Origin of the sequence: Flavilitoribacter nigricans DSM 23189 = NBRC 102662 (assembly GCF_002646595.1) — a bacterium.
Classification (GTDB): domain Bacteria; phylum Bacteroidota; class Bacteroidia; order Chitinophagales; family Saprospiraceae; genus Flavilitoribacter; species Flavilitoribacter nigricans.
In genome coordinates, this window is record NZ_PDUD01000039.1 from 85,222 (window position 1) to 105,467 (window position 20,246).

A 20,246-nucleotide genomic window follows, 5' to 3' on the forward strand; every position below is an offset into this window, starting at 1 on the left:
ACTTATGGATTAGCGACAATTTTTTTGAACGGCATTGAGCGAAGCTTAACCGGATGAAAAACGACCAGGCCTTAGCTACTTCCTATTCTTCCGAACTTTAAAGCTGGACATTTCCGGATCTCAAGGTTTCCAGATAATACGCGCCCAAAGAACCATACGCCAGTACCCAACACAAGCCGGCAAGCGGGTAAAAATAGTGCAGTCCCCAATCCGTTTCGGTACCCTGAGCCAGTAAAAAGGCAATGCCGGCAAGGATTAGCACCGGGCCTATATAAGGCTTAACGGGCACTGATCTTAGTCTAATCAATCCGATGCCGATCAGGATCGAACTTAGCGGAAGTGCCAGGGTGGCCGGCGCCATAACCAGCATTTCCCAGTGTGTTTCCCGTTCGGTCATGTATCGGGCCATCGTTTCCGCCGGCAGCCCACTTTTGTCCAGAGAGCCGATAACGACCCGGTAGGCAGTAGCGAAAACGCCGCCACACGCTCCCATCAGCCCGAATAGATAAAGGAAAAGCCCAAACGAGGGTTTTTCCTGTCCGATAAGTTTTGCACAGGTCAAATGGATCAGTACAAAAAACATCATAGCGTATACGCCCCAGACGCCTTCCACATAACTGGAAAATCCATCGGAATTCAGGCCGATTCCCAGCACATACATGGCTATTGCGATTAAAAATAAAACGGGCCCGATGAAATGAGCGTAAATATTAGCTTTCGTTCTTAAAGCAGCAAATCTGTTCATAATAATGATGGAATTCAATGGTTACAAAATACTGCAGCAAAATTAGAGGCAAGTCGCTGCAATAAATTGTACATATGTTCCATCGGAAGCTGGGACCTGCGAATCAGGAGGACCGTAGAGACGAGATATAAGGTAGCCCGTCCAATCATTCGGGAGCTTCAGCCTGCCGTAGGTTTTATATGGCGTACCCTACGGCACGCTAAGCCGGGAAATAATCATTTTGCCACCTACATTTTGTGCCTAAATTCCTGATTGGCAGGAGAGACCCATTTCAATCACGCAAAATCAGCTAAGGTCAATTGCATGAACGTTCTTGCTTTTAAGTAACGACTTCAATGACCACATTTCCTTTTTTGCGCCCATTATCCACATACTCATGAGCGGCCACCATTTCGGAGAGCGGAAAACATTGATCGATATACGGTTTGATCTTTTGTTGTTCCGCCAGCTCGTTTAATTCGCTTAGATGTTCCTGCGTCGGACTTGTGAGTGAGGTCACGGAAACAAAGCTACCTCCTGGTTTCAGTACTTTCTTCGCTTTCGATCCGGAGGTCTTGCCTACCGCATCAAAAACAATGTCGAATCGATCATCGAGCAACGAATAATCCTCCTGTCGGTAATCAATTACCCGATCTGCTCCCAGTGACTTTACCATTTCGAAATTAGATCCGCTGCACACCGCCACCACCGTGGCTTCGTACGCTTTGGCAATCTGAATAGCGTAGCTTCCCACACTACCCGAAGCGCCGTAAACAAGCACCTGCTGCCCTTTACCCAATTTCGCTTTTTTGAGCAAAAATAAAGCGGTCATTCCACCCACCGGCAACGCCGCCGCTTCCCTGAAATTTAGCGCCTGCGGTTTCAGTCCCAGTACGCCTTTTTTTCTATCCTGCGGCACACAGATATATTCGGCATAGGAACCGGATTTAAGCTGTGTAGGCGTTGCAACAATCTCATCCCCTACCTGATATTTCGTGACCTCTTGGCCGATAGCTTCTACAATGCCGGAAAATTCATGGCCCAGTATTTTCTTCTTCGGCCTGAATAAACCAAACATCAGCCTGACCGGAAGCCAGACCAGTAGCGGGAAATTTGAACTGCGCAACCTGACATCACCGGAAGTCACCGTAGTGGCGCATATTCTGACCAGGATCTCATTGTCCCCGGGTTGAGGCTTTTCGATATCCACCAACTTTAAGACATCGGGGGAACCGTATTGGGTATAAATTACTGCTTTCATGTTTTATTTAAGGATGCCGGACAGCGACCTGTGTTGCGTAGCTCGCGAATGGGAGCTATGATCATATACACAAATGGGCTCAGCCTGCTTATTTAATTTGTTTTAAGGCAACTCATTAGAATTGATATTCTTGCGTGGAACCGAAAGGGTGTCCTGTCTGAATAAGCAATTTGAGCATCCGTTGATTCCAATGCTTTTTCGATATCATTGATTCGAGCACCAAGTTTGTTTAATATGCTGACCAGTAGATCTCATTTACATTGTTCACGTAGATCTCAGGATTTTTCTCGATCCTCATTAAGACAATCTCAAAGTTAATATCCTCTGTGGCAAAATCATATTCGTCGGGGTTGAACAATTGCCTGAACTTGACCATATACTTTCCATTCTCCAGTTTTATGGCCAGGTCTTTGTGATGACTTTCCGGTAATTTTACCTGTTGGTATTGGGCGGCCATTGTCAATGCCTCGTAGTTAGTCAAGAACAGCTCCCCGTCGGTAACTTCTATTACTCCTCTGTTTTCTCTGAATGCAGTGGAGTCAGAGTTTTCGAAGGCAATTTTTACTTTCCAGGTATTTTCTAATCCAGTTGACCAGAATAAAAGGTGATGGGAATTGATCTCTTCCACGATCCTCTTCTTGATCATCTCGAAATCCCAATTCCTGGAAAGGAACGATCTGTACCTGCTGAAATTCGCGATCCCCATGAAGCCGGAATCATCTGATATTTCCAAAATTTGCATTTTTTTTGTTCTTGTTGGTCAGAAGTTCTCCAGACAATTGGACTTATCGACTGACTTTCTTTTCTTTCTCCCGGTGATTGTTTTTGAAGTATTGTTTCAGTTCAGGGAAGTTTTTAAATTCTAATTGATGGAGCATGATCTTTCGATTGCTAAACTGAATTTGGATTTTATCTCCTACATCCAGGTATCCTCCTGCCATTGCTGAAATTTCTCTCCACCAAACCATATCCTTCAAACTTTTATTGACAGCATACTTTTTCCTATTTGATTTGATTACAAATCTATCTCCTTTGATGATCAGTCGTTTTTTCGTGGTGATGACTACGTAAGGCAAGAAGATGAATACCCAGATCAACGGAAGGAGAGCGATCATCAGCATGGGTAATGAACCTGCTTTCACGTGCTCCAATTTCATGCCAGGCGCTAAAATAAGTACAACTAAAGAAGCTGCAATGGCTAAGCAGTATCCTATTCTTTTCATTGTCGGACTTTGCTCAAAAATTAAAGTTTGTGAAGGAATTACCTGCTCCTTTCCTTTCATTCCATTTCTGTTAGTGATTAAGAACCTGCCCAGAAACCGTTTTTGGATAGGCTCTAAACCGACCTGAATTTTAGCTTACCACTTGTATCCATTTACGCCCCCCGTGCCGTCATTGGTATCATCAAAAAGATAATCCAGCAATTCGAAGAAATTATCAACCTGATCGTTTGCTTTAATTGCATCATCACTGCACCAGTCATACTGTCCGTATGCATCCTGATCAGACGATCTGTCATCGGGGGAGAACCAGTCACAATAGCTCCAGAAGGAATGCTGCGTTTGGGAGAACCGCCGGTTGCCTTCCGGGATTAACTGATAGACGCCGCTCATTCCATTGACAAAATCACCGGTTTCCGGCAAATAGCCTTCACCGTAGTAGGAGTGGATCACCAGATCATCCAATAGGCGGCAGACTTCTTTTGCCTGGTTTCGGGTATCAGTCGCGAAAGACGCCTGGTCGCTTATCTGATTCCAGAAATGGTAGGCATCCAGATACGGATAGGCCAACTGCGCCTCTTCCAAATTTTCCGCGGCATCATGATAATACCCTAAAGTGTTTTTGATGACGTTCGTAATAGCGGTCTTTTCTTCTTTGACCAGGGACCTTGCGGCTTCATCAATTTTTAATTTCAGCTCACTCACTTTGGTATTGTCAAACAGTCCCCAGGAAGACCACCGCTGGCTGTCGTATATTTCTTCAAATATTAATTTGGAAAGATCCAGGGGAGTCATTTCGTGGGGATTGAGGGTGCTTTCTTTTCCTCCATCGAAATGGTTGAGATCCAATGGGAGCGCTTCACTGGAATTGGTGGTCAGTCGTTCCAGTATCCGATCGTAAGCCCACGCTCCGGAAAGCGGGGCCGATGCGATGACGTAATCCGCAGAGAACGAGTTGTTCTCCGGTCGCCACTGGTATAAATTTTCCAGACCGGCCATGGAACAAACATCCAGACCCAGAATATCAACTGCCTCATGGCTGGTAAGCAGGTTGGTGAGTTCTGCCGGATACAGGCGATCCCGGTTTCCCCCCTCCGCATCGGGACACATGCCTACTCCGTCTCCGTGTGACCTCAATACGAGCAGATAATGCCTGGCCGGATAATATTGCTTGCAATACTGTACAAATTTTTTCAAGGTCAAGGCATCAGCCATATTCGCTTCGTACGATCGGTCCGTTCCAATTTCCGGCAGGAACGCTTTGCCGTCCAATCGGCGGTAGGAATTATGTTCGATCTGGTACAATCGGGTATCGGTAAAGTTTCCGTCCAGGGTAGTAACATCTTCGGAAAAACCTTCAACCCTATCGATGAGTAATACTAAATTGTAGTCACTGGATTGTTTGCCTCGTTTCATCTCGTCCACATCGCTGAGCAAATTGGATTCTGATGAATTAGAGCCAACCGCATAATACATGATCGTCCAGTTGCTGATCTCCTGCGAACGGCAGGAGGTGCTTATTAAAGCTAATAATATGGTGATCAACCGGTACTTCATATCATTTTATATCAGCAGCCACGGTAAATGGCCGGAGCAGTAGCTCATTGGGAAATAGTTTTCGGTCCAACCAGCAGGCAGCTCGTGCGGGCAGACGTCCTCACTCTTGGGCAGTTTCCCTGCCACCAATCACCTATACAGTACGGCTAGTTTTTCCTTCTCAATATTTTAACTATCCGATCGTACATTATTTCCGACAGGCTCCAGTTATAGCCTGCAAAGTTTACGGTGTTGGTAAATTGAATGACCACGACGTCTATATCGCTATGATACCTGGCAATGGTCTGGTACCCCGGTATCAATCCCGTGTGCTCGTACCTGTAGATGGAGGAATAGATCTCTTTTTCTTTTTTATCGCTAAAGACCGAGCCGTCATTTAGGGCCCGAATAAAGATACTCAAATCTTCTGCCGTAGCCAGGATAGAAGCGATATTGTCGGTTTTTAGATCTTCATCGTAGCCCACGTAGTAGCCGCTCATCACATCCTCCAAATTGATATCCTGAATGGAGCCGAAAGTTTGCCTGAGCCCCAATGGATCCAGGATCTTTTCCTGAATGTACTGGAATGTTCCGTATCCCAGCGTCCGTTCCATTATTCTGTCCAGCAATAAATAATTGGTATTGGAATACTCGTATCCTTCATCGGGTTTAAAGTTTGCCGGTTGATCTAAAACCAAAGCGAGATTTTCCTCCGCCGTCTCTTTGGGAGCGGCCCAGTACATATAGGTATCCGTAAAGTTGGGAATACCACTTCGGTGTTTAACCAACATACGTAGGGTGATCTGATCGGCATACGCTATCCTGTCTTTCAATTCGGGCAGGTAATCTGCGAGTGTCTGGTCCAAGGACAACTTTCCCCCGGCGACCAGCTTTGTAGTGGCTACGGCGTGGTACAATTTGCTTACACTGGCAATTTTAAATAAGGCAGCAGGATCGGCTGGAATTTTGTTTTTTCGGTCTTTATAGCCCGAAGTATAAAATTCCGGTTGATCGCCTTTCCGATTGACGCAAACAATGATGCCGTCAAATCCGTAATCCGCCGCTTTATCCACCTGTTCCTGCACCGTGCCGGATAGTGGCATGATCCGGGCTTTTACGATGGGCCACGGCACAAAATACAAAGAGACGATGGTGCCCAGGAACAATAATATTCTAATGATCAGTTTTGACTTTTTTTTGGTCATTTTTAGGTGTGATGGTGTTTTTAAGTTTGTAATAATGTCCTATATCATAGCAGCAGGTGAGCATTTAGCCCCCCTTGCATCCTGCTGCTTTTTATTGCTTATTTATCTACTCTCCTTTCAAATAGTACTTTTCTGATTCCAAAGTCGGTATCCCACTGCTTAATTTCTTCGAAGCCAAGCTTTTTATACAATTCAGTGGCTGGCTGGTTACTGGCGCCTGTCTCGACGATAAAAAGAGGAGCGTCAAAACGGTTAAAGATGAATTCCAGCAATTTTCTCGCTATTCCGCGTCTAAAGAATTGGGGGCTTACCACCAGGCTGTTGATGTCTATATGCTGATCAGTAGATTCAACCTCAATGATTCCCGCTAAATCATCGTTTTCGAAATAGCCAAAGAACAGATTATCACTTTTCAGATAACTTTCAAGAGGTCGCCTGAGTGGTGGAAAATCAGTTGCCCCCAACAGTTCCGCTTCAACGGCATACGATAATTGAAATACCGCACGTATTTGATGGGCCATTTCCAGCTGACTGTTTTGAAGTTTTTCGATCATCGAATATTGAATTTTGAGATTTGGCTTGGATGGGGTGCCACGGGAGTGTAAATGCAGGTTTCCCCTATGCACTCTACTGCACAAATCCCTTCCTATATTTTCCTGCTGAGCAAATGGATCGATTCCAGAATCGTTTCTTTCAGCCTTGCTACTTTTTCGTTCCCTGGGAACTGTTGCTCCAAATAGCCATATACCTGGATCCCTCTAAAAAGGGCGAATTTATAGATTTTCCTTTTTTCATCTTGCCGCATTTCAAATTCGCTTTCGTACCCTTGCCAGAATTCACTTAGGAAAAACCGCTCCAGTTCATCCCGTTTTTCGATTTTTTCGAGTCTTCTGATCCAGAACAATATGACTCCTATCTCATTGGCATACCAGGATCTACACGACAGCTCAAAGTCGAATAATACAATATCCCCCTGCTGATCTATCAGGTAATTTCCGCTGTGAAAGTCATAGTGGATCATTCCGAATACCTTCCCATCTTCACTATAGGTTTTTAGTTCGGCATAAAGGCGTTCGTATAGCGCTCTAATGTTTGCTTTTTCTGGAAGAAATTCGGCTGAATCGTTGATGAATATTTCATCCCATTTCCTAAAGGATGCTTCCAACTTCATGCTATTTGCCGTACTATGTAATTTTCCGACGAATTTTCCCATTCTCCGGAAATGATCCCGGTTTAGATCCTCCTTTCCGAATTTCCTCCCGGTTATTTTTCGGAAGCACATTGCCGTAAAGGATCGCGCGGCGCCCTTTATTTCTACGCAACTTTGACCTGAGGTGGTCGAAATTGTTTCTACCACCTTTATACCGTTTCGGCTGAGCTGTTCTGTAAAGTAAATTTGGTTGGCTATCTCATCGTAACTCCTAAAATTGGCCCCGGTTATTTTCAGAAATTTATCCTCGCACTCGTACACGTAGTTATGATGATTCCTGACCAGTTTTGCCTTTTTGTGGTCAAGGTTGTATTGGCCACAGGATGCTTTTAATATTTCGTCGGCTGGTTCATTCATCTGTTTTTTCAGCTACAGAGAACGGCTCTGGCTAAATTGCATTTTAGAGCGTGTTTGGGTATTGTTAGAGTGGGTTTATAATTTTACGATAATCTTTCCTTTTGCCCGGTTATCTTCCATATACTGGTGAGCGGCCGCGACTTCACTGAGTTCGAAAACTTTATCAATATTTAACTTGACGTTCCCCTTTTCTACATCATCGATAAAGTCCTGGAGCGATTCTTTTGAAAGATTTTCTGACTCTCCCATATAGACGGTCAATCTTCCCAACGATGGGATGTCTCCCATTGGGGTGAATTCCTTCATAGTCCATTCATTTCCCAATATTCCCGTCATACAGACCATACCTTTGGGCGCAATACATTTCAGCGAATCTTTAAGTGTTCTGGTGCCGATCAATTCAAGAACTTTGTTAACGCCCTCCGGGTAGATCTCCCTGACCTGCTCTTTTATGCTTCCATCATCAATGATCACCTGGTCAGCGCCGTTGTCGATCAGTGCTTGTTTTTTAGCTGTATTCCGAGTGGTAGCAATAACCGTCAGTCCCCGTGCCTTGGCCAGCTGACAAGACAGCATCCCGATTGAAGAGGTGCCTCCCCGGATCAGTAAGGTCTCGCCCGCGGCAATTTCTAAAGCCTGATCCAAGGAGCCGGATACCGTTTGGAACATTTCGGGTATAGCACCCAGTATTTCCCAGGCAAGTTCACTTTCGAAAGGGAATATGATCTCGATCGGTGCCAGCACATACTCCGCGTAACCACCATCGAAGAACCGCCCCATTCCTCCCATAATTGCCGCGACCTGCTGTCCGCTTGCATAAGTGTTCGAAGGGTCTTCCTCTACCGTTCCCACACACTCAATTCCCTGGATTCGGGGAAACACAACTCCGGGGGAATCCCCTCTTCTCGTAAAAAGCTCCGATCTGTTTAGACCGAAAGCTTTCACTTTAATTAAAACCCAACCGGTCTTAACCTGGGGCTTATCGACTTCCCGAATTTCTATTACCTCCGGATTTCCGGCTTTTGTGGTGACGGCTGCTTTCATGTCTTCGTTTGCGGTGATAGGTTACGCACACGACGGGCCGACCGAATGGTAAACCCGGGTATCGTGGCTACCCTGTTTTATAGATCCAATCCACTTCTTAATTTCCATTCCGCTGTCCTTCTTCCTCCTAATAGCTTTTCCACTTTGGTCCTTAGCTTTTCCAGCGAGCGTTCCTGATCCCAATCTTCACTGAGTGCTTCTAAAATGATGCGGTGAAAATCTCCGTCCAGATGCGCAATCTGTTTACTCAACCGCTTATCCTTAGCTCTTCTTATCTGGTTGACTTTACAGAATATATCAATGCTTCTGTTAATGATCTTAGCTCTTATGGTTTTTACTCCCAGCGGGTCTTCGTTTAAGAGCGCATCTTCTAAATCCTTGTAATAATCATCGATAAAGTATTTTTCAAATTCGATCTCTACATCTTTTAATTTTTGCGGCTTTTCCCCAATGATGGTTTTGGCCATAGCTACCAGTTCATTAACAATTTCTGATGCAGCGTAGGCTACTTCACCGTATGCAAGCATGTGGGCGGTATGGGGACTTTTCTTTTCTTGCTCAAAGTAGCGCTTAATTTGTGCCGGAGGGTTTTTAAAATATTCTACTTCAATACCATGTATCCACAAATTACCTCTTTCCCGGTAATCACATTTTGGATCCAGGATCACATAGATATCTATGTCTGAATTTTTATCGATAGTTGCATACTTCATAGAGCCGGATACGACGATTCCGATAGCGTCTTTGTTGAGTTTTTCTTTTTCAACATATTGCTGGCTGGCTTCGATATACTTTTCGAGTAAGGTCTTCATTTTTTTATTTCATGGCCGCCAAGGTTTGGCTATTCGCAGTTGGTAAGGCTTTCTCCAATATACGGCGAAAGTGGGGAGGGAGCAAGCCCGGGCTCTCGCCAATTGGAGGATGTAGGAATCGTGTTCTTCTGGTCGCCCGTTGCTGGTCTGTAGTTAGAAAACAGGTAGTTAACCGGTACAGCGTGGTCAGCCGATATCGGCGGCTCCCTACTCTTCAGCCTTCAATTTTGCTAATTCTTTGGATCCCGCTTTCAATTCCTCTTTTGATCATATTTCCGTATCCATCGTCCGGCAGGTAATCAAAATAGGATTTCCCGGAAGTATAACAGATACGAGCATTCGCGAGATCTTCTAGATCTTCGTAGCATTTTGCCACATTTAGGTAGAGGGAAGGCAACATACCGTTTGCTGATTCATCATCCATATTTAAGGCAAATTCTAATGCGATCTTATCCCAATTCAGCTTATCTGAGACTGAGTTTTGGTGCCGGGCCACATAGTGAGCAGCTATAAACTTTTCAAAATTGGTATCTGATAATTCCCAAGCTTCGTAAAACTTTCCCCTTGCCTTTTCGCTATCGGCCTTTCCTTCAAATTCCATTCCCTCAGCACAAAGTTTTACGACACGATTGTCAGGATTGAATTCCATGGCTATTTTATTGCTTGTTTTTTAATGCCCGCCAAGGGTGCGCCAGACGATCGGCCGGAAACGTTAGCGGAGGCGGGGCCGTTAACGGGCTGTTGGCGGCTGTTCCTATTTTTTCATCTGCTCCCGAACCAACGCTATCAACGGTTCGTATTCAAAAAGTCCGCAGCTTTCTTCGGAGAAATTCCTAGCTCCTTTCTTTCGTACCTGGGTATGATCTTTCTCCCAGTTGAAAATGTAAATTTCAGTCTGAAAGACCTGATGTAGCCGGGAGTAATCCATTTCCGGTTTATCGGCGTGATGGGCAAAGTTTTCTTCTCGTTCGATGATCTTTATGGGATCTCCCTCTTTTAGGTAGATAATCGTTGTCAATCGCCCAGTTGAAATTCCTATCTCTTCCTTTATTTTTCGGATCCCTTTCCGGTCGAAATGCACGCTGATCACTCCGCCACCATCATAAGTATGTCCGTAAACCTGATTAGCATCAAATTCCTTCATTTCCAGGGTCGAATCCCTATCGATCAGATCCACATTATGTTCAATGCTGCCAATGAGGTCGTCCTGTCCGAAGAGGATACCACGGAGGAAGAGGAGTATTGCTATGAGAAAAAACTTATTCATATCAAGTGCCGCCAAGGAGCTGCATGCCCGGGTCATCGCGGCGTTTAGACCGCCTAAATCGTTGTATGCTTTTTTTGCGGTAGCCTTTTATTTTTATCAAAGGCTCGATTAAGTCAGAAAGTCTATTACTTTATCGATCCGTCTCTGTCGTGTTTCTTCCGTTTTTGCATCCAGTATCGAATTTACAAAAGCTTTTTTTCTACTTGGAGCCAACTTATCAAAAGCAGTTTCTAATGACTTTCCACTTAGTGCTTCCTGTAGATCAGGAGGAATTTCTACGGTCCTTGGTGCCGTATCCAGTACGACTTCTACCTCCAGCGTATCACCACCCTGCACATTGGCATTCTTTCTGTTTGCAGCGCTAAGACTGATAAGATACCTTCCCTTCATACTGCCGACCGCTCCTCTATAAGTATATCCGTTCAAAGTAACCGTTACTAAGGGTCTATTACCGCCACCAAGTTCTTCCAGTTGTTTTTCGCTCAGTTCAATGCCGGTGTTATTTCCAAATTGTTGGATGGTAGTTTTGAATTTCATGGTTGACTAATTTGATCAGTTTGCTTCCACATATTTTTTGAAATTTTCGAGTATGGATTGCCACCCGGCTTTCTGCATCTCTATCGGATTTTCCTGCTCCGGGTCGAATGTTATAACTACCTCCGTTTGATCTCCCAGCTTATTAAACTTGACGTTCGCTTCCCTGCCACCAAAACTGTAGGTAAATGCTTCGCCTTCCGTGATATCTGAGTAAATGCCTTCAAAGTCAAACCCAAAGCTACCATCTTTGGCTTCCATTCGAGCGAAATACTTCCCACCGACCCTCATGTCGTTCGAAGCAGAGGGACAATGCCAGGAAGGGTCCGCAAAGTTCCATTTGGTGATGTGCTCCGGACTGGTGTAGTAATTCCAGACTTTTTGGGGATCAGCCTGGAGGGTAGTTGATACGACGATCTTTTCTTTCATTTTTTGATTTGATTTTAATGATTTTCTTGAATTACTGCCAACGGTATCCGGTATGGATAGCGGCAGATTGCCCGGCACTCTTCGGTCAAACGGTTATGCTCTTTGCATGATCCATAAACCTTGATCACCGGCAATATTTCTAAGATATACAACCAGCTAATTGCGATAGCAGTAATTTATATCATCCGAATTACTCTCTACAATATCCAATTTATTATCATTGTTTAGATCGGTAAGAATGATATCATAAGTAAACAGGCCTTCATCCCTCAGAAGGATTTGCTTCCAGGAAACTCCATGATCAAAATTCAAAAAGACCTTGTTCGGTTCTCCGGCATTGGCTACTACGATATCAATACTTCCATTTCCATCCAGATCCCCAAAGTCCAGGGAGTACGAATTATCGGAAAAACTATCGAATATTATCTTTCTTTCGTAGTTCATTTCTTTATTACCAAAGTATATACAATTAGGTTCCTGAATGTTGGCGGTAATGATGTCCGGATAGCCATCCTGATCGATATCCGCTACCCCTACTGACCTCGTTTCATCTTTTCCGGTGCCAAAAGGGATTTTTTCATTGAAGTTCAGTTCACCATCATTCAGGTAGATGAAATTTTGTTGCCCATCCCGGTTAGCTAATATTAAGTCTGGCAGACCATCGTTATTCATATCAGCAACGTCTACATCGATAGTCGAGTCCTCTTTCGTTCCGAATTTTACAGTTTGGTTGAATTCTCCTTTTCCGTTATTTAAACAAATTTCGTTTTCTCGGCCACGGTTGGTAATCAGAATATCCATATCTCCATCAGCATCAATATCGATCGTTTTTAGGTTCCGGGTTGGGGAATATGGCTCGCCAAAATTACCCGAGCGAATAAAATTCCCCGCTCCGTCATTTAAATAAATTGCGTTTGGGGCCATGTCATTACCAACGGCCACATCCAGATCCCCGTCGCCGTCAAAATCGGCTAGTTCTGTTGCGTAACTGGTCTCCGCAATGTTATCGAGTAACTTCGCCACCGTGAATATTCCATAACCATTATTGATGAATACCTTATTGAATTCGGGCCAATGCCTCCCGTTGGCTACTACTATATCTATATCTCCATCGTTATCGATGTCTCCGGCACTTACTGAGGCGGATTTATCTTTATCGGTTCCCAGCACCAATCTGGAATTCGATAGAAATTGAACCTCCTGGCTGCTAAGCAAAGTGGGTAGCCATAAAAAAGAAAATATCAGATGCTTCATGGTTTTGTTTTTGGTGTATTGATGCAATGTATGTGGCGTGGCGAGCTTTTGCCCGACATGATACTCATGTACATTATTACTCACCAGCTTTTGTCGCAAGCAGCTATATGCACAGTAAACCTTTTAGAAAGCATGATCATCAGTACGTTGCGGTAAGGCGTACTCTAATTTTTCCTTAAAGTCTTTTGGTTGGTCTATATGCAGTCCAATTTTTCGGAACTTCTTCCTGCTTCCGTATAGCCCCCTTAATTCATTATCACTATTCAAATGGATAATGACGTTGTGACTTTCTAATTCTCCCAATGGCGATAGTTTATGGTTCAGTTTGTCCTTTTCTAATGGCTTCCTCGAAAGTTCAATAGTGTCGATATCCGGGAAAGGAATTTCTGTTTCACTTAAAATGCCATATCTTAGTATCAGGCTATGCTGCGTTATGGATATGGGTCTTTTTGACAGGGATTTGGCAAATCCCAGGAATTGAATCGCGGTGTAGATACTTAGTCCGGAAAGTATCCAGGCTACCACTACATTCCATCTTTCCAGCAACAGGTGAAGCGCAAAAGTCTCCATGGCTATAATAAAGATCAAAGCTCCAAACAAAGCGGGCGTTCCACTTCTTTTATGATACGAAAATTCATTCTCCTGCAATTCTCTTCCCTTCCAATTGATAAATCCATAATAAATGACCGCTACTTCGGTGGCAAATGGCCAGGCCAGCTGTTTGGGTAAGAGTTGGTGACAGGTATTTTTTAGGGTGCTATAAAAGTCCGGTGCGTTTCCTCTTTGATCTTTGAATGTTTTGATGGCCTTGCGGACTTTTACCACTACCAGGATTAAAATTAAAACCTCAATAACTGGTAGAGTCCAGGTTTTAAAAAGTTCTAAATAAACCTGATCCTCAACGGGCAAAAAATACGTACCTATCAGCAACCCAACCACCATCATTGGCACTACGGTCGTATTGGGTATACTACTTTTGCGAATGAGCAGATAGTAAACTAATGGAACCGTAATAAGTAAGTCTATGCTAATGGCAAGCCCTAGATTACCGCCTTGGTTTAAAAGAGGAGATTTCATCAATACGATCAAAAGTCCAAATAGACTCAACGGAGCCAGGAGATTGACCACATTTCTGTTAATAGTAATTGCTTTCTTCATATGGTTTTTATTCAATTCGTAATGTATGCCTATCCGGCGGGGTTGCGCTTAGCAGCGCCGGTATAAAGTCAGCGTTTCGTTTGGTCTAATACCAAAATAAACCGAACCGTTTTTGCAAAGAGCAGGCAGGATCAGGAGGCAAGTTTGTTATACTTTTTCATCAACAGTTTTATTTTTTTAAAAAGTAAGGTGATCCAGTACGCCATTAAGATTAGAATAGTTCCAATTCCAATCCCATAACTTAAATACCAAAACCACTTCATTGCGATCTGTCCGCCCTGAAAAGTTTCTTTTTCGGAAAATGAAAATGAAAGATTACCTGCAAGTAGATACGATATTGGGACCCAAAGCACTCCCAATATGATGAGCAGCTTCAGCAAGCTGGCCAGAACTACATTTAGCTTTTTTGTAGGTTTTCTCAGTTCCTTGATCCCCCAGTATATGGTTAGCGGAAGTGCCACCATTCCAGCCCAGGTGATGAAAGTGCCCAAAGGGATCTTTCCCGCCTTGTCCAAAGCAATGGTCAATAAAGAAGAGCCTGTTACCAAAATACTAATTGTAATTATTGACACGATCAGCGAACTTAAAAAAAATATTTCTCTCCTACTCATATCCTGACTGTTGTCAACCCAAAGGAATGTCTGCGCCCCCGATCTCAATGTTTATCTCCGGGACAGGATGGAGCCCAAAGCTTTCAACGCTACTATATCGATGGCCCAGCCTCAACGGTGCTGAACAGAGATCGAATTGTTTAAAGAGCTGATCCTCTCTTGGCAATACCTATATCCATCCCAGTACACAATCCTTGTAAGGTATCCCTTTGTAACTATATGAGGAAAATTAACGGTCACTTTCTTTGATTGCATTAGGCCGAAAGTTTGATAACTTTTGGGGCTTTCAATATCAATAAAATAATCAAAGTATAATGAATTCACCGGTCGATTCCACCTTATGCTTTCAAATTTAAACTTCTGATTTACTTCCGAGACGATTAACAATCTTCCATATCCTCCAAAGATGGATCTTTGAATGATCATGATCTCTTCCTCTCCGTCGTTATTTATATCAAACTTCAGATAGAAGGGCAGGCGATTTTGCTCTTTAGTGAAATCAATAATTCTTTGACTATACTCATCCAGGCTCGGCGTTCGATAAAATGGATATTTCCAATTCAAAATCCATGTCAGCCGTTTTGGCAGGATCAACTTCTTTCCCACTATTTTAGTTTCTTCATTCCCCTGCATAATCGGTTTCTTTCTTTTCATTGCCCACAACCTTGCGCCGACAATCGGCTGAAGTACTGCGGAGGGCGGGTCACTATTAGAGTGTTGGTCATCTTCTTATAATTGCAGGAAGCGTTCGGATAAGCATTAAAAAATCCCCGAACATACCCCTTTGATTTTAAATCATTTCAAATGCTCCGTGCAATTGTAGCAGACTATTTTATGATGTCTATCTTCGTCAATTTCAAAAATACTAATACTGGTATTCTGTAATCCTCCCACTGACTTTATTTCAGTGTGGCTTTTACCCGTAATTACCGCAACCAGCGCTTGTCCTATTCCACTATGACAAACCAACAGCACCGAATCATTCTGATGTTGGTGTATCACCTCGCGCAGAAAACCTGCGGCCCTCTTGTACACTTCTTCCATGGTTTCGCCCCCTTTGGGCTCAGCAAAAATTGCTTTTTGATCTTTGGTATCTCCTCTGAGTTCACTCTTTTTTCTTCCTTGCAATTCACCCAGGTTTCGTTCTCTGAGGCTTTCAACAAATTCCACCTTAGTGTTGGGATGATATTGAGCAATTTCTTTTGCAGTATCAGCGGCTCGATCCAAATCGCTGGAATAAATAAAATCAATCTGTTCACTTTGCAGTCTTAAAGCCACCTTTTTTGCCTGTTCAACTCCCTTGGCAGAAAGTTTGCCATGCAAATGCCCTTGCAGAATACCCGCTACGTTTTCTTCGGTTTGACCGTGCCTTGTTATGATGAGCTTCATGGTGGAGAAGATAAGAATTAAAGTCTATATACTGAGGTAGAATTGGTTTGATAAATCTAAACCAATTTAAGTACAGTATAGATACGCCCGGACAATAGAGCTATGTCTTTATGCTGAAGTCTTCAAGTGTATTAAATTTGCAAAAACAAGATCTATCTGAACAGTAGGTGTTGCATGAGACCCAATAGCGATAAAGATAAAAAGATCCGTTGCCGCCCTGTAAAATGGTGGCTTTCCATCCTATTGCTTTTGCTGCTCCAACGGCCATTCGCCCAGGTCCAGACTCCGGGCATCTCCATCAAAAAATTCGACGCTGCGGACGGTCTCGACTTCGCCGGCTTCAAAGCCCTAACCAAAGACAGTCTCGGTATCCTCTGGCTCCTCGGAGAAGATCAACGCAGCTTCGGCGACCTCCGGGGCTTTCAAATGGGTATGTTTGACGGCGTGCGGTTTCAAAGTCGGCCACTGGATACTTTGGAGGGGCTTTCGAACTATTTTGAAATACCGAATATCTACGATTGGGGGGCGAACAGACTATTGATAGGTTCAAGCTCCGGGGACCACCTTTATTATTATGATATTGGACAAAAAAAGGTGGTAGAAATCCTGTACCAATCAAAACCGCTGACCGGTTTGAGAAGGGGGCAGGTTTGGCGGGGTAGGTATTACTTTATTTTCGAAAATCAAGGCGTCCCCACCCTAGCCGTCCTGGAAGGCACCCAGGTAAAACTGCTTTTTAGCGCCGAAAAACTGGAGGACTCAATTTACCTGTACCCAGTTGAAAAAGGCATCTGGACCTGTGCCTCCCTGGGGCTTACCTTATTTGACTTTTCCGGCAACATCTTAGCCAATAAGCCTTTCTCCCAATCATTGGGACTATTCTACGCGAACCAACAAACGGCCAGGGGCATCGAGTTTTTGCCCCTGAATGCACCACCGTTTTATCTGGATACGCAAAGCCGTGAGTTTAAACCTTTACCCCATCCGGAGCTGGATAAACCGGGACTTGCTTCTAGCGTTTTTAAGGATCAACACGGCAATCTGTTGTACATTTTTGCCCACCCCTACAATTTGAAACACGCTTACCTGTTGACCAAGGAAGGAACCCTTTTCGACCTCTCCGCCGTCAGCGAGACCATCCCGCAGGTTTCCAATATTTATGGCGATGATTTCCTGCAGTCCTTCTGGGTAGTCAACGGTTTCAATTTGTATAAGGTGCAGTTGAGCGGCACTTCGGTTGCGCAGTATTTACTGACCTCCGGGATGCGGAAAATCCGCTTGGGCAGTGACGGGAAGCTCTACGCCAGCACAGAAACCGGCGGCACCTTCGTGTCGGAACTAAACCGGCAGTTGGCGTTCAGATCGCTGGACCAAAACGTGTTTGTCCGGCACTTCGAGATCGACGACAACGGTGATGTTTTCACCAATTCCGATCGGATATTTAAACACGTCCGAAAAGGGGTGGAACAGGAGATCAGCCTTTTCAATTTTCCTTACGATATTGTACCGATCAGTGATTCGCTGCTGCTTGCCTCTTCCGCCAGCGGTGCCGAGATCATCAGCAAATACCCCCTGAGTTCTGAACTTTTGTCCGGCATCCGTTTCGAGTCCACGCACCAGATCGTCCCTACCGGCGGATCGGGCGTTTTTGTGGGCTACAAGGACGGCGCCGCCGCTTTTGACCTGACCAGCCGGCAGACCCGCAAGGTCTTTACCGGCGAGGCCATAACCTCCATGCTGCGGGAAAACTCCGACACCTGGTGGTTTGGTAGCTACGAGGGCCGGCTCTACCGCCATTCGTCCGCTGAAACGGACACCATGCTGCAAGTTGGAACGCCCATCGTCAGCATTACGAAGGACGGGAACGAGCGGCTCTGGCTGGGCACGTTCAATGGCGTATATGTTTACGAAATAGAGCGGGAAAATTTATTCAAAATTGATGACCAGTTATTGACGCATACCGAGTGCAACCGGCTTTCCGCTTTTTATGATGCGAAGTTTAACCGCATGCTGATCGGTACCGTCAGAGGGTTGAACGTCATTGATATTGACCAGGTGAACCTGAGCCGGAAGCAATTGCGATTGCATCTTTCGTTTCTCCATTATTTCAATACGAACACGGGGAAAACGGATACGCTCGAACTTAAAAACACCACGGACCACAGCCTTCAACTGGATGCCTATCACCGCAATGTAACGGTTGGCTTTGCGCCGGGTATCGGCAATGAGGATGCCTGCCAGTATTATTATGCCCTCCTACCCTCCGACCGTGACCTGCCCCAAAACATCGAGTGGCGCAGCAACGGCAGCAATGCTGAGATCTCGCTCACCAACCTCGAAAGTGGCGCCTATCACCTGCTGATCATGGCCAAAACGGATTACTCCGAAATGGAATCGAACCCGTTGACAATCCATATTGTAGTAGCCGATTATTTCTACAACCGATGGTGGTTCTATCTGCTCGTAATGGCAGTACTGGCCGGCGGCGTGCTGTGGTGGCAAAGGCGTCTGCGCACCGAAAACATCCGCCTCGAAAACGAGGTGGAAAAGCGCACCGTCGAACTGCGGCGGGACAAAGAAACCATCCAGCGGCAGGCGGAGGAACTGACGCAACTGGATGAGATGAAGACCCGGTTCTACAACAATATCTCTCACGAATTAAAGACGCCCTTATCGCTCATCGTCGCACCGCTGGAAAGCATCGAACGGGGGAATTATATTACCGACAAAAAGGGAAATGAATTTCTGAATTTAATCAGCAAGAATGCCTCGCTGCTACAGGAAAGAGTGGAAGAGTTGCTGGAACTTTCCCGCCTGGAACACCGGAAAATATCCGTTCATAACAATCCCGTCGATCTGGCTGATTTTGTAGAAAACAATTGCAGGATATTCCAACAGAGCGCAGAACAAAGCGGTATTGTCTTAAACATCAGTATAAAAACGGCATACGAACAGTTGATCTTCGATGAAAAAAAGGTGGGGAAGATCATCCATAACCTCATCGCCAATGCGCTGAAATATTGCCCACGGGGCAGTCAGGTCAATGTACTGGTCGAGGCCTCTCCTACCCTGCTCCGCCTGATCGTGGCGGACGACGGTCCCGGTATCCCCGTCGAGCACCAGTCCCGGATCTTTGAGAAATTTTACCAGGTGCCGGGCGACAAGCAGAGCAATCCCGGTAGCGGCATCGGTCTGAGTATCGTCAAGGAATATGTGGATCTGATGGGCGGCACGGTAGAATTACAGTCAGCGGAAGATACGGGGACAAAATTTGAGATCAGCATCCCGGCCGGCGAAGCGCCTGTGTCGCCAAAAGAAGAAATGGCCGTCCCCGCACTGGAGCCCGTTATGTTAGCGAAAGAAGAAAAAGCCCATCTCCTGGTGGTGGAAGACAACGAAGACCTGCGCCAATTCCTGTCCATGCTGTTGTCCGAACGCTTTCATCTGACATTGGCGGCAAACGGGCTGGAAGCCACCCGCCTCCTCGAAAACGGACTTCCCGCCGATCTCATTCTCTCCGATATCATGATGCCCGAAATGGACGGCATGGCGCTGCTCGATCGTGTGAAGCGAGATGAAACGCTGCGCAAACTGCCCTTCATCTTCCTTACCGCCAAGCAGAACGAGGTAAGCAAGCTCTCCGCCCTGCGCCTCGGTGTGGACGACTACCTGACCAAGCCCTTTTCCGAGCGGGAACTGCTCGTCCGCATTCAGCGACTGCTGCAAAACTATGGCATCCGAAAGGCGGCACTGGCCGAATCGGGACCCGAACCAATCGCCATCGCCGCCGATAGCGAGCAGGTTTTCGCTCTCCAAAGTTTCGTACAGGAGAAGCTGACGGACCCCACCTTCAGTGTAGCGATGATCGCCGAAAAAATGAACATGAGCGCCCGTAACCTCCAGCGTTTCATGCAACGGGAGGTGGGCATGTCGCCCAAGGAGTTTATCATGGAGGTGCAGATGCACCTGCTCCGGGAATTGCGTAATGAGAACCAGGAACTCTCCTTGCGTGACCTCGCCGGCCAGGTGGGGTACTCCGACCATAAATACATGTCAAGGATGTTTTTTGAAAGGTTTGGCTATCGGTTGTAGCACACAATACTTACTGACATCCAAGACATTAATCTCAACTGTCCGATTTTTCACCTCATCTGTCCGATTCTTCGACCGCCTGAATTCGACTTTCCCGGTAGCCGGCCGGTATCTTTGTTTTGACTCGTAAAACGACCAGTTCC

Annotated in this window: 20 protein-coding genes; 1 reads left to right on the plus strand and 19 read right to left on the minus strand. The window is 45.3% G+C overall.

The window, feature by feature from the left end:
- Window positions 1-97: 97 nt before the first annotated feature.
- From CRP01_RS31690 to CRP01_RS31780, 19 genes are all read right to left on the minus strand, one after another.
- Complete coding sequence (locus CRP01_RS31690; protein WP_099154089.1) at window positions 98-661, minus strand: hypothetical protein; 564 nt, start codon at window positions 659-661, stop codon at window positions 98-100.
- Between the two features lie 403 nt (window positions 662-1,064).
- On the minus strand, window positions 1,065-1,985 hold the full coding sequence (locus tag CRP01_RS31695) for an NAD(P)-dependent alcohol dehydrogenase (protein ID WP_099154090.1): 921 nt from the start codon (window positions 1,983-1,985) through the stop codon (window positions 1,065-1,067).
- 229 nt (window positions 1,986-2,214) lie between these two features.
- Window positions 2,215-2,718 (minus strand): hypothetical protein, encoded by a 504-nt coding sequence (locus CRP01_RS31700; RefSeq protein WP_143473613.1) that lies wholly within the window; start codon window positions 2,716-2,718, stop codon window positions 2,215-2,217.
- Window positions 2,719-2,770: 52 nt separating this feature from the next.
- Entirely contained in the window at window positions 2,771-3,268 is a 498-nt protein-coding gene (locus CRP01_RS31705; protein ID WP_099154092.1) for a hypothetical protein, read from the minus strand.
- A gap of 75 nt (window positions 3,269-3,343) precedes the next feature.
- The gene (locus CRP01_RS31710) at window positions 3,344-4,762 is read right to left on the minus strand and encodes a clostripain-related cysteine peptidase (protein ID WP_099154093.1); all 1,419 of its coding nucleotides are present in this window, start codon (window positions 4,760-4,762) and stop codon (window positions 3,344-3,346) included.
- A 146-nt stretch (window positions 4,763-4,908) separates the two neighbouring features.
- A complete protein-coding gene (locus tag CRP01_RS31715) occupies window positions 4,909-5,946 on the minus strand; it encodes a serine hydrolase domain-containing protein (RefSeq protein WP_099154094.1) in 1,038 nt (345 codons plus the stop codon).
- Between the two features lie 98 nt (window positions 5,947-6,044).
- Window positions 6,045-6,500: a GNAT family N-acetyltransferase gene (locus CRP01_RS31720; RefSeq protein WP_099154095.1), complete on the minus strand. Its 456-nt coding sequence runs from the start codon at window positions 6,498-6,500 to the stop codon at window positions 6,045-6,047.
- 92 nt (window positions 6,501-6,592) lie between these two features.
- Entirely contained in the window at window positions 6,593-7,513 is a 921-nt protein-coding gene (locus tag CRP01_RS31725; RefSeq protein WP_099154096.1) for a phosphotransferase enzyme family protein, read from the minus strand.
- A gap of 75 nt (window positions 7,514-7,588) precedes the next feature.
- Complete coding sequence (locus CRP01_RS31730; RefSeq protein ID WP_099154097.1) at window positions 7,589-8,557, minus strand: zinc-binding alcohol dehydrogenase family protein; 969 nt, start codon at window positions 8,555-8,557, stop codon at window positions 7,589-7,591.
- Between the two features lie 77 nt (window positions 8,558-8,634).
- The gene (locus CRP01_RS31735; RefSeq protein ID WP_099154098.1) at window positions 8,635-9,369 is read right to left on the minus strand and encodes a nucleotidyltransferase domain-containing protein; all 735 of its coding nucleotides are present in this window, start codon (window positions 9,367-9,369) and stop codon (window positions 8,635-8,637) included.
- Between the two features lie 214 nt (window positions 9,370-9,583).
- The gene (locus CRP01_RS31740; RefSeq protein ID WP_099154099.1) at window positions 9,584-10,018 is read right to left on the minus strand and encodes an rRNA adenine methyltransferase; all 435 of its coding nucleotides are present in this window, start codon (window positions 10,016-10,018) and stop codon (window positions 9,584-9,586) included.
- Window positions 10,019-10,123: 105 nt separating this feature from the next.
- Entirely contained in the window at window positions 10,124-10,636 is a 513-nt protein-coding gene (locus CRP01_RS31745; protein ID WP_143473614.1) for a hypothetical protein, read from the minus strand.
- Between the two features lie 108 nt (window positions 10,637-10,744).
- The gene (locus CRP01_RS31750; protein WP_099154101.1) at window positions 10,745-11,173 is read right to left on the minus strand and encodes a YdeI/OmpD-associated family protein; all 429 of its coding nucleotides are present in this window, start codon (window positions 11,171-11,173) and stop codon (window positions 10,745-10,747) included.
- Between the two features lie 15 nt (window positions 11,174-11,188).
- On the minus strand, window positions 11,189-11,599 hold the full coding sequence (locus CRP01_RS31755; protein ID WP_099154102.1) for an SRPBCC family protein: 411 nt from the start codon (window positions 11,597-11,599) through the stop codon (window positions 11,189-11,191).
- 156 nt (window positions 11,600-11,755) lie between these two features.
- Window positions 11,756-12,853: an FG-GAP repeat domain-containing protein gene (locus tag CRP01_RS31760; RefSeq protein WP_222845859.1), complete on the minus strand. Its 1,098-nt coding sequence runs from the start codon at window positions 12,851-12,853 to the stop codon at window positions 11,756-11,758.
- Between the two features lie 123 nt (window positions 12,854-12,976).
- The gene (locus CRP01_RS31765) at window positions 12,977-14,011 is read right to left on the minus strand and encodes a hypothetical protein (protein ID WP_099154103.1); all 1,035 of its coding nucleotides are present in this window, start codon (window positions 14,009-14,011) and stop codon (window positions 12,977-12,979) included.
- A 131-nt stretch (window positions 14,012-14,142) separates the two neighbouring features.
- The gene (locus CRP01_RS31770) at window positions 14,143-14,622 is read right to left on the minus strand and encodes a hypothetical protein (protein ID WP_143473615.1); all 480 of its coding nucleotides are present in this window, start codon (window positions 14,620-14,622) and stop codon (window positions 14,143-14,145) included.
- 111 nt (window positions 14,623-14,733) lie between these two features.
- Entirely contained in the window at window positions 14,734-15,276 is a 543-nt protein-coding gene (locus CRP01_RS31775) for a hypothetical protein (RefSeq protein ID WP_143473616.1), read from the minus strand.
- Window positions 15,277-15,417: 141 nt separating this feature from the next.
- Entirely contained in the window at window positions 15,418-16,011 is a 594-nt protein-coding gene (locus CRP01_RS31780; RefSeq protein ID WP_099154106.1) for a histidine phosphatase family protein, read from the minus strand.
- 174 nt (window positions 16,012-16,185) lie between these two features.
- Here CRP01_RS31780 and CRP01_RS31785 point away from each other — a divergent pair, with 174 nt between their 5' ends.
- Window positions 16,186-20,103: an ATP-binding protein gene (locus tag CRP01_RS31785; RefSeq protein ID WP_099154107.1), complete on the plus strand. Its 3,918-nt coding sequence runs from the start codon at window positions 16,186-16,188 to the stop codon at window positions 20,101-20,103.
- Window positions 20,104-20,246 lie beyond the last annotated feature (143 nt).

What these genes read in the sequence shown, in the direction of transcription:
- CRP01_RS31690 (WP_099154089.1), bottom strand. Translation starts at nt 661, where the DNA reads ATGTATGTGCTGGGAATCGGCCTGAATTCCGATGGATTTTCCAGTTAT.
- CRP01_RS31695 (WP_099154090.1), bottom strand. Translation starts at nt 1,985, where the DNA reads ATGAAAGCAGTAATTTATACCCAATACGGTTCCCCCGATGTCTTAAAG.
- CRP01_RS31705 (WP_099154092.1), bottom strand. Translation starts at nt 3,268, where the DNA reads ATGAAAGGAAAGGAGCAGGTAATTCCTTCACAAACTTTAATTTTTGAG.
- CRP01_RS31710 (WP_099154093.1), bottom strand. Translation starts at nt 4,762, where the DNA reads ATGAAGTACCGGTTGATCACCATATTATTAGCTTTAATAAGCACCTCC.
- CRP01_RS31715 (WP_099154094.1), bottom strand. Translation starts at nt 5,946, where the DNA reads ATGACCAAAAAAAAGTCAAAACTGATCATTAGAATATTATTGTTCCTG.
- CRP01_RS31720 (WP_099154095.1), bottom strand. Translation starts at nt 6,500, where the DNA reads ATGATCGAAAAACTTCAAAACAGTCAGCTGGAAATGGCCCATCAAATA.
- CRP01_RS31725 (WP_099154096.1), bottom strand. Translation starts at nt 7,513, where the DNA reads ATGAATGAACCAGCCGACGAAATATTAAAAGCATCCTGTGGCCAATAC.
- CRP01_RS31730 (WP_099154097.1), bottom strand. Translation starts at nt 8,557, where the DNA reads ATGAAAGCAGCCGTCACCACAAAAGCCGGAAATCCGGAGGTAATAGAA.
- CRP01_RS31735 (WP_099154098.1), bottom strand. Translation starts at nt 9,369, where the DNA reads ATGAAGACCTTACTCGAAAAGTATATCGAAGCCAGCCAGCAATATGTT.
- CRP01_RS31740 (WP_099154099.1), bottom strand. Translation starts at nt 10,018, where the DNA reads ATGGAATTCAATCCTGACAATCGTGTCGTAAAACTTTGTGCTGAGGGA.
- CRP01_RS31745 (WP_143473614.1), bottom strand. Translation starts at nt 10,636, where the DNA reads ATGAATAAGTTTTTTCTCATAGCAATACTCCTCTTCCTCCGTGGTATC.
- CRP01_RS31750 (WP_099154101.1), bottom strand. Translation starts at nt 11,173, where the DNA reads ATGAAATTCAAAACTACCATCCAACAATTTGGAAATAACACCGGCATT.
- CRP01_RS31755 (WP_099154102.1), bottom strand. Translation starts at nt 11,599, where the DNA reads ATGAAAGAAAAGATCGTCGTATCAACTACCCTCCAGGCTGATCCCCAA.
- CRP01_RS31760 (WP_222845859.1), bottom strand. Translation starts at nt 12,853, where the DNA reads ATGAAGCATCTGATATTTTCTTTTTTATGGCTACCCACTTTGCTTAGC.
- CRP01_RS31765 (WP_099154103.1), bottom strand. Translation starts at nt 14,011, where the DNA reads ATGAAGAAAGCAATTACTATTAACAGAAATGTGGTCAATCTCCTGGCT.
- CRP01_RS31770 (WP_143473615.1), bottom strand. Translation starts at nt 14,622, where the DNA reads ATGAGTAGGAGAGAAATATTTTTTTTAAGTTCGCTGATCGTGTCAATA.
- CRP01_RS31775 (WP_143473616.1), bottom strand. Translation starts at nt 15,276, where the DNA reads ATGAAAAGAAAGAAACCGATTATGCAGGGGAATGAAGAAACTAAAATA.
- CRP01_RS31780 (WP_099154106.1), bottom strand. Translation starts at nt 16,011, where the DNA reads ATGAAGCTCATCATAACAAGGCACGGTCAAACCGAAGAAAACGTAGCG.
- CRP01_RS31785 (WP_099154107.1), top strand. Translation starts at nt 16,186, where the DNA reads ATGAGACCCAATAGCGATAAAGATAAAAAGATCCGTTGCCGCCCTGTA.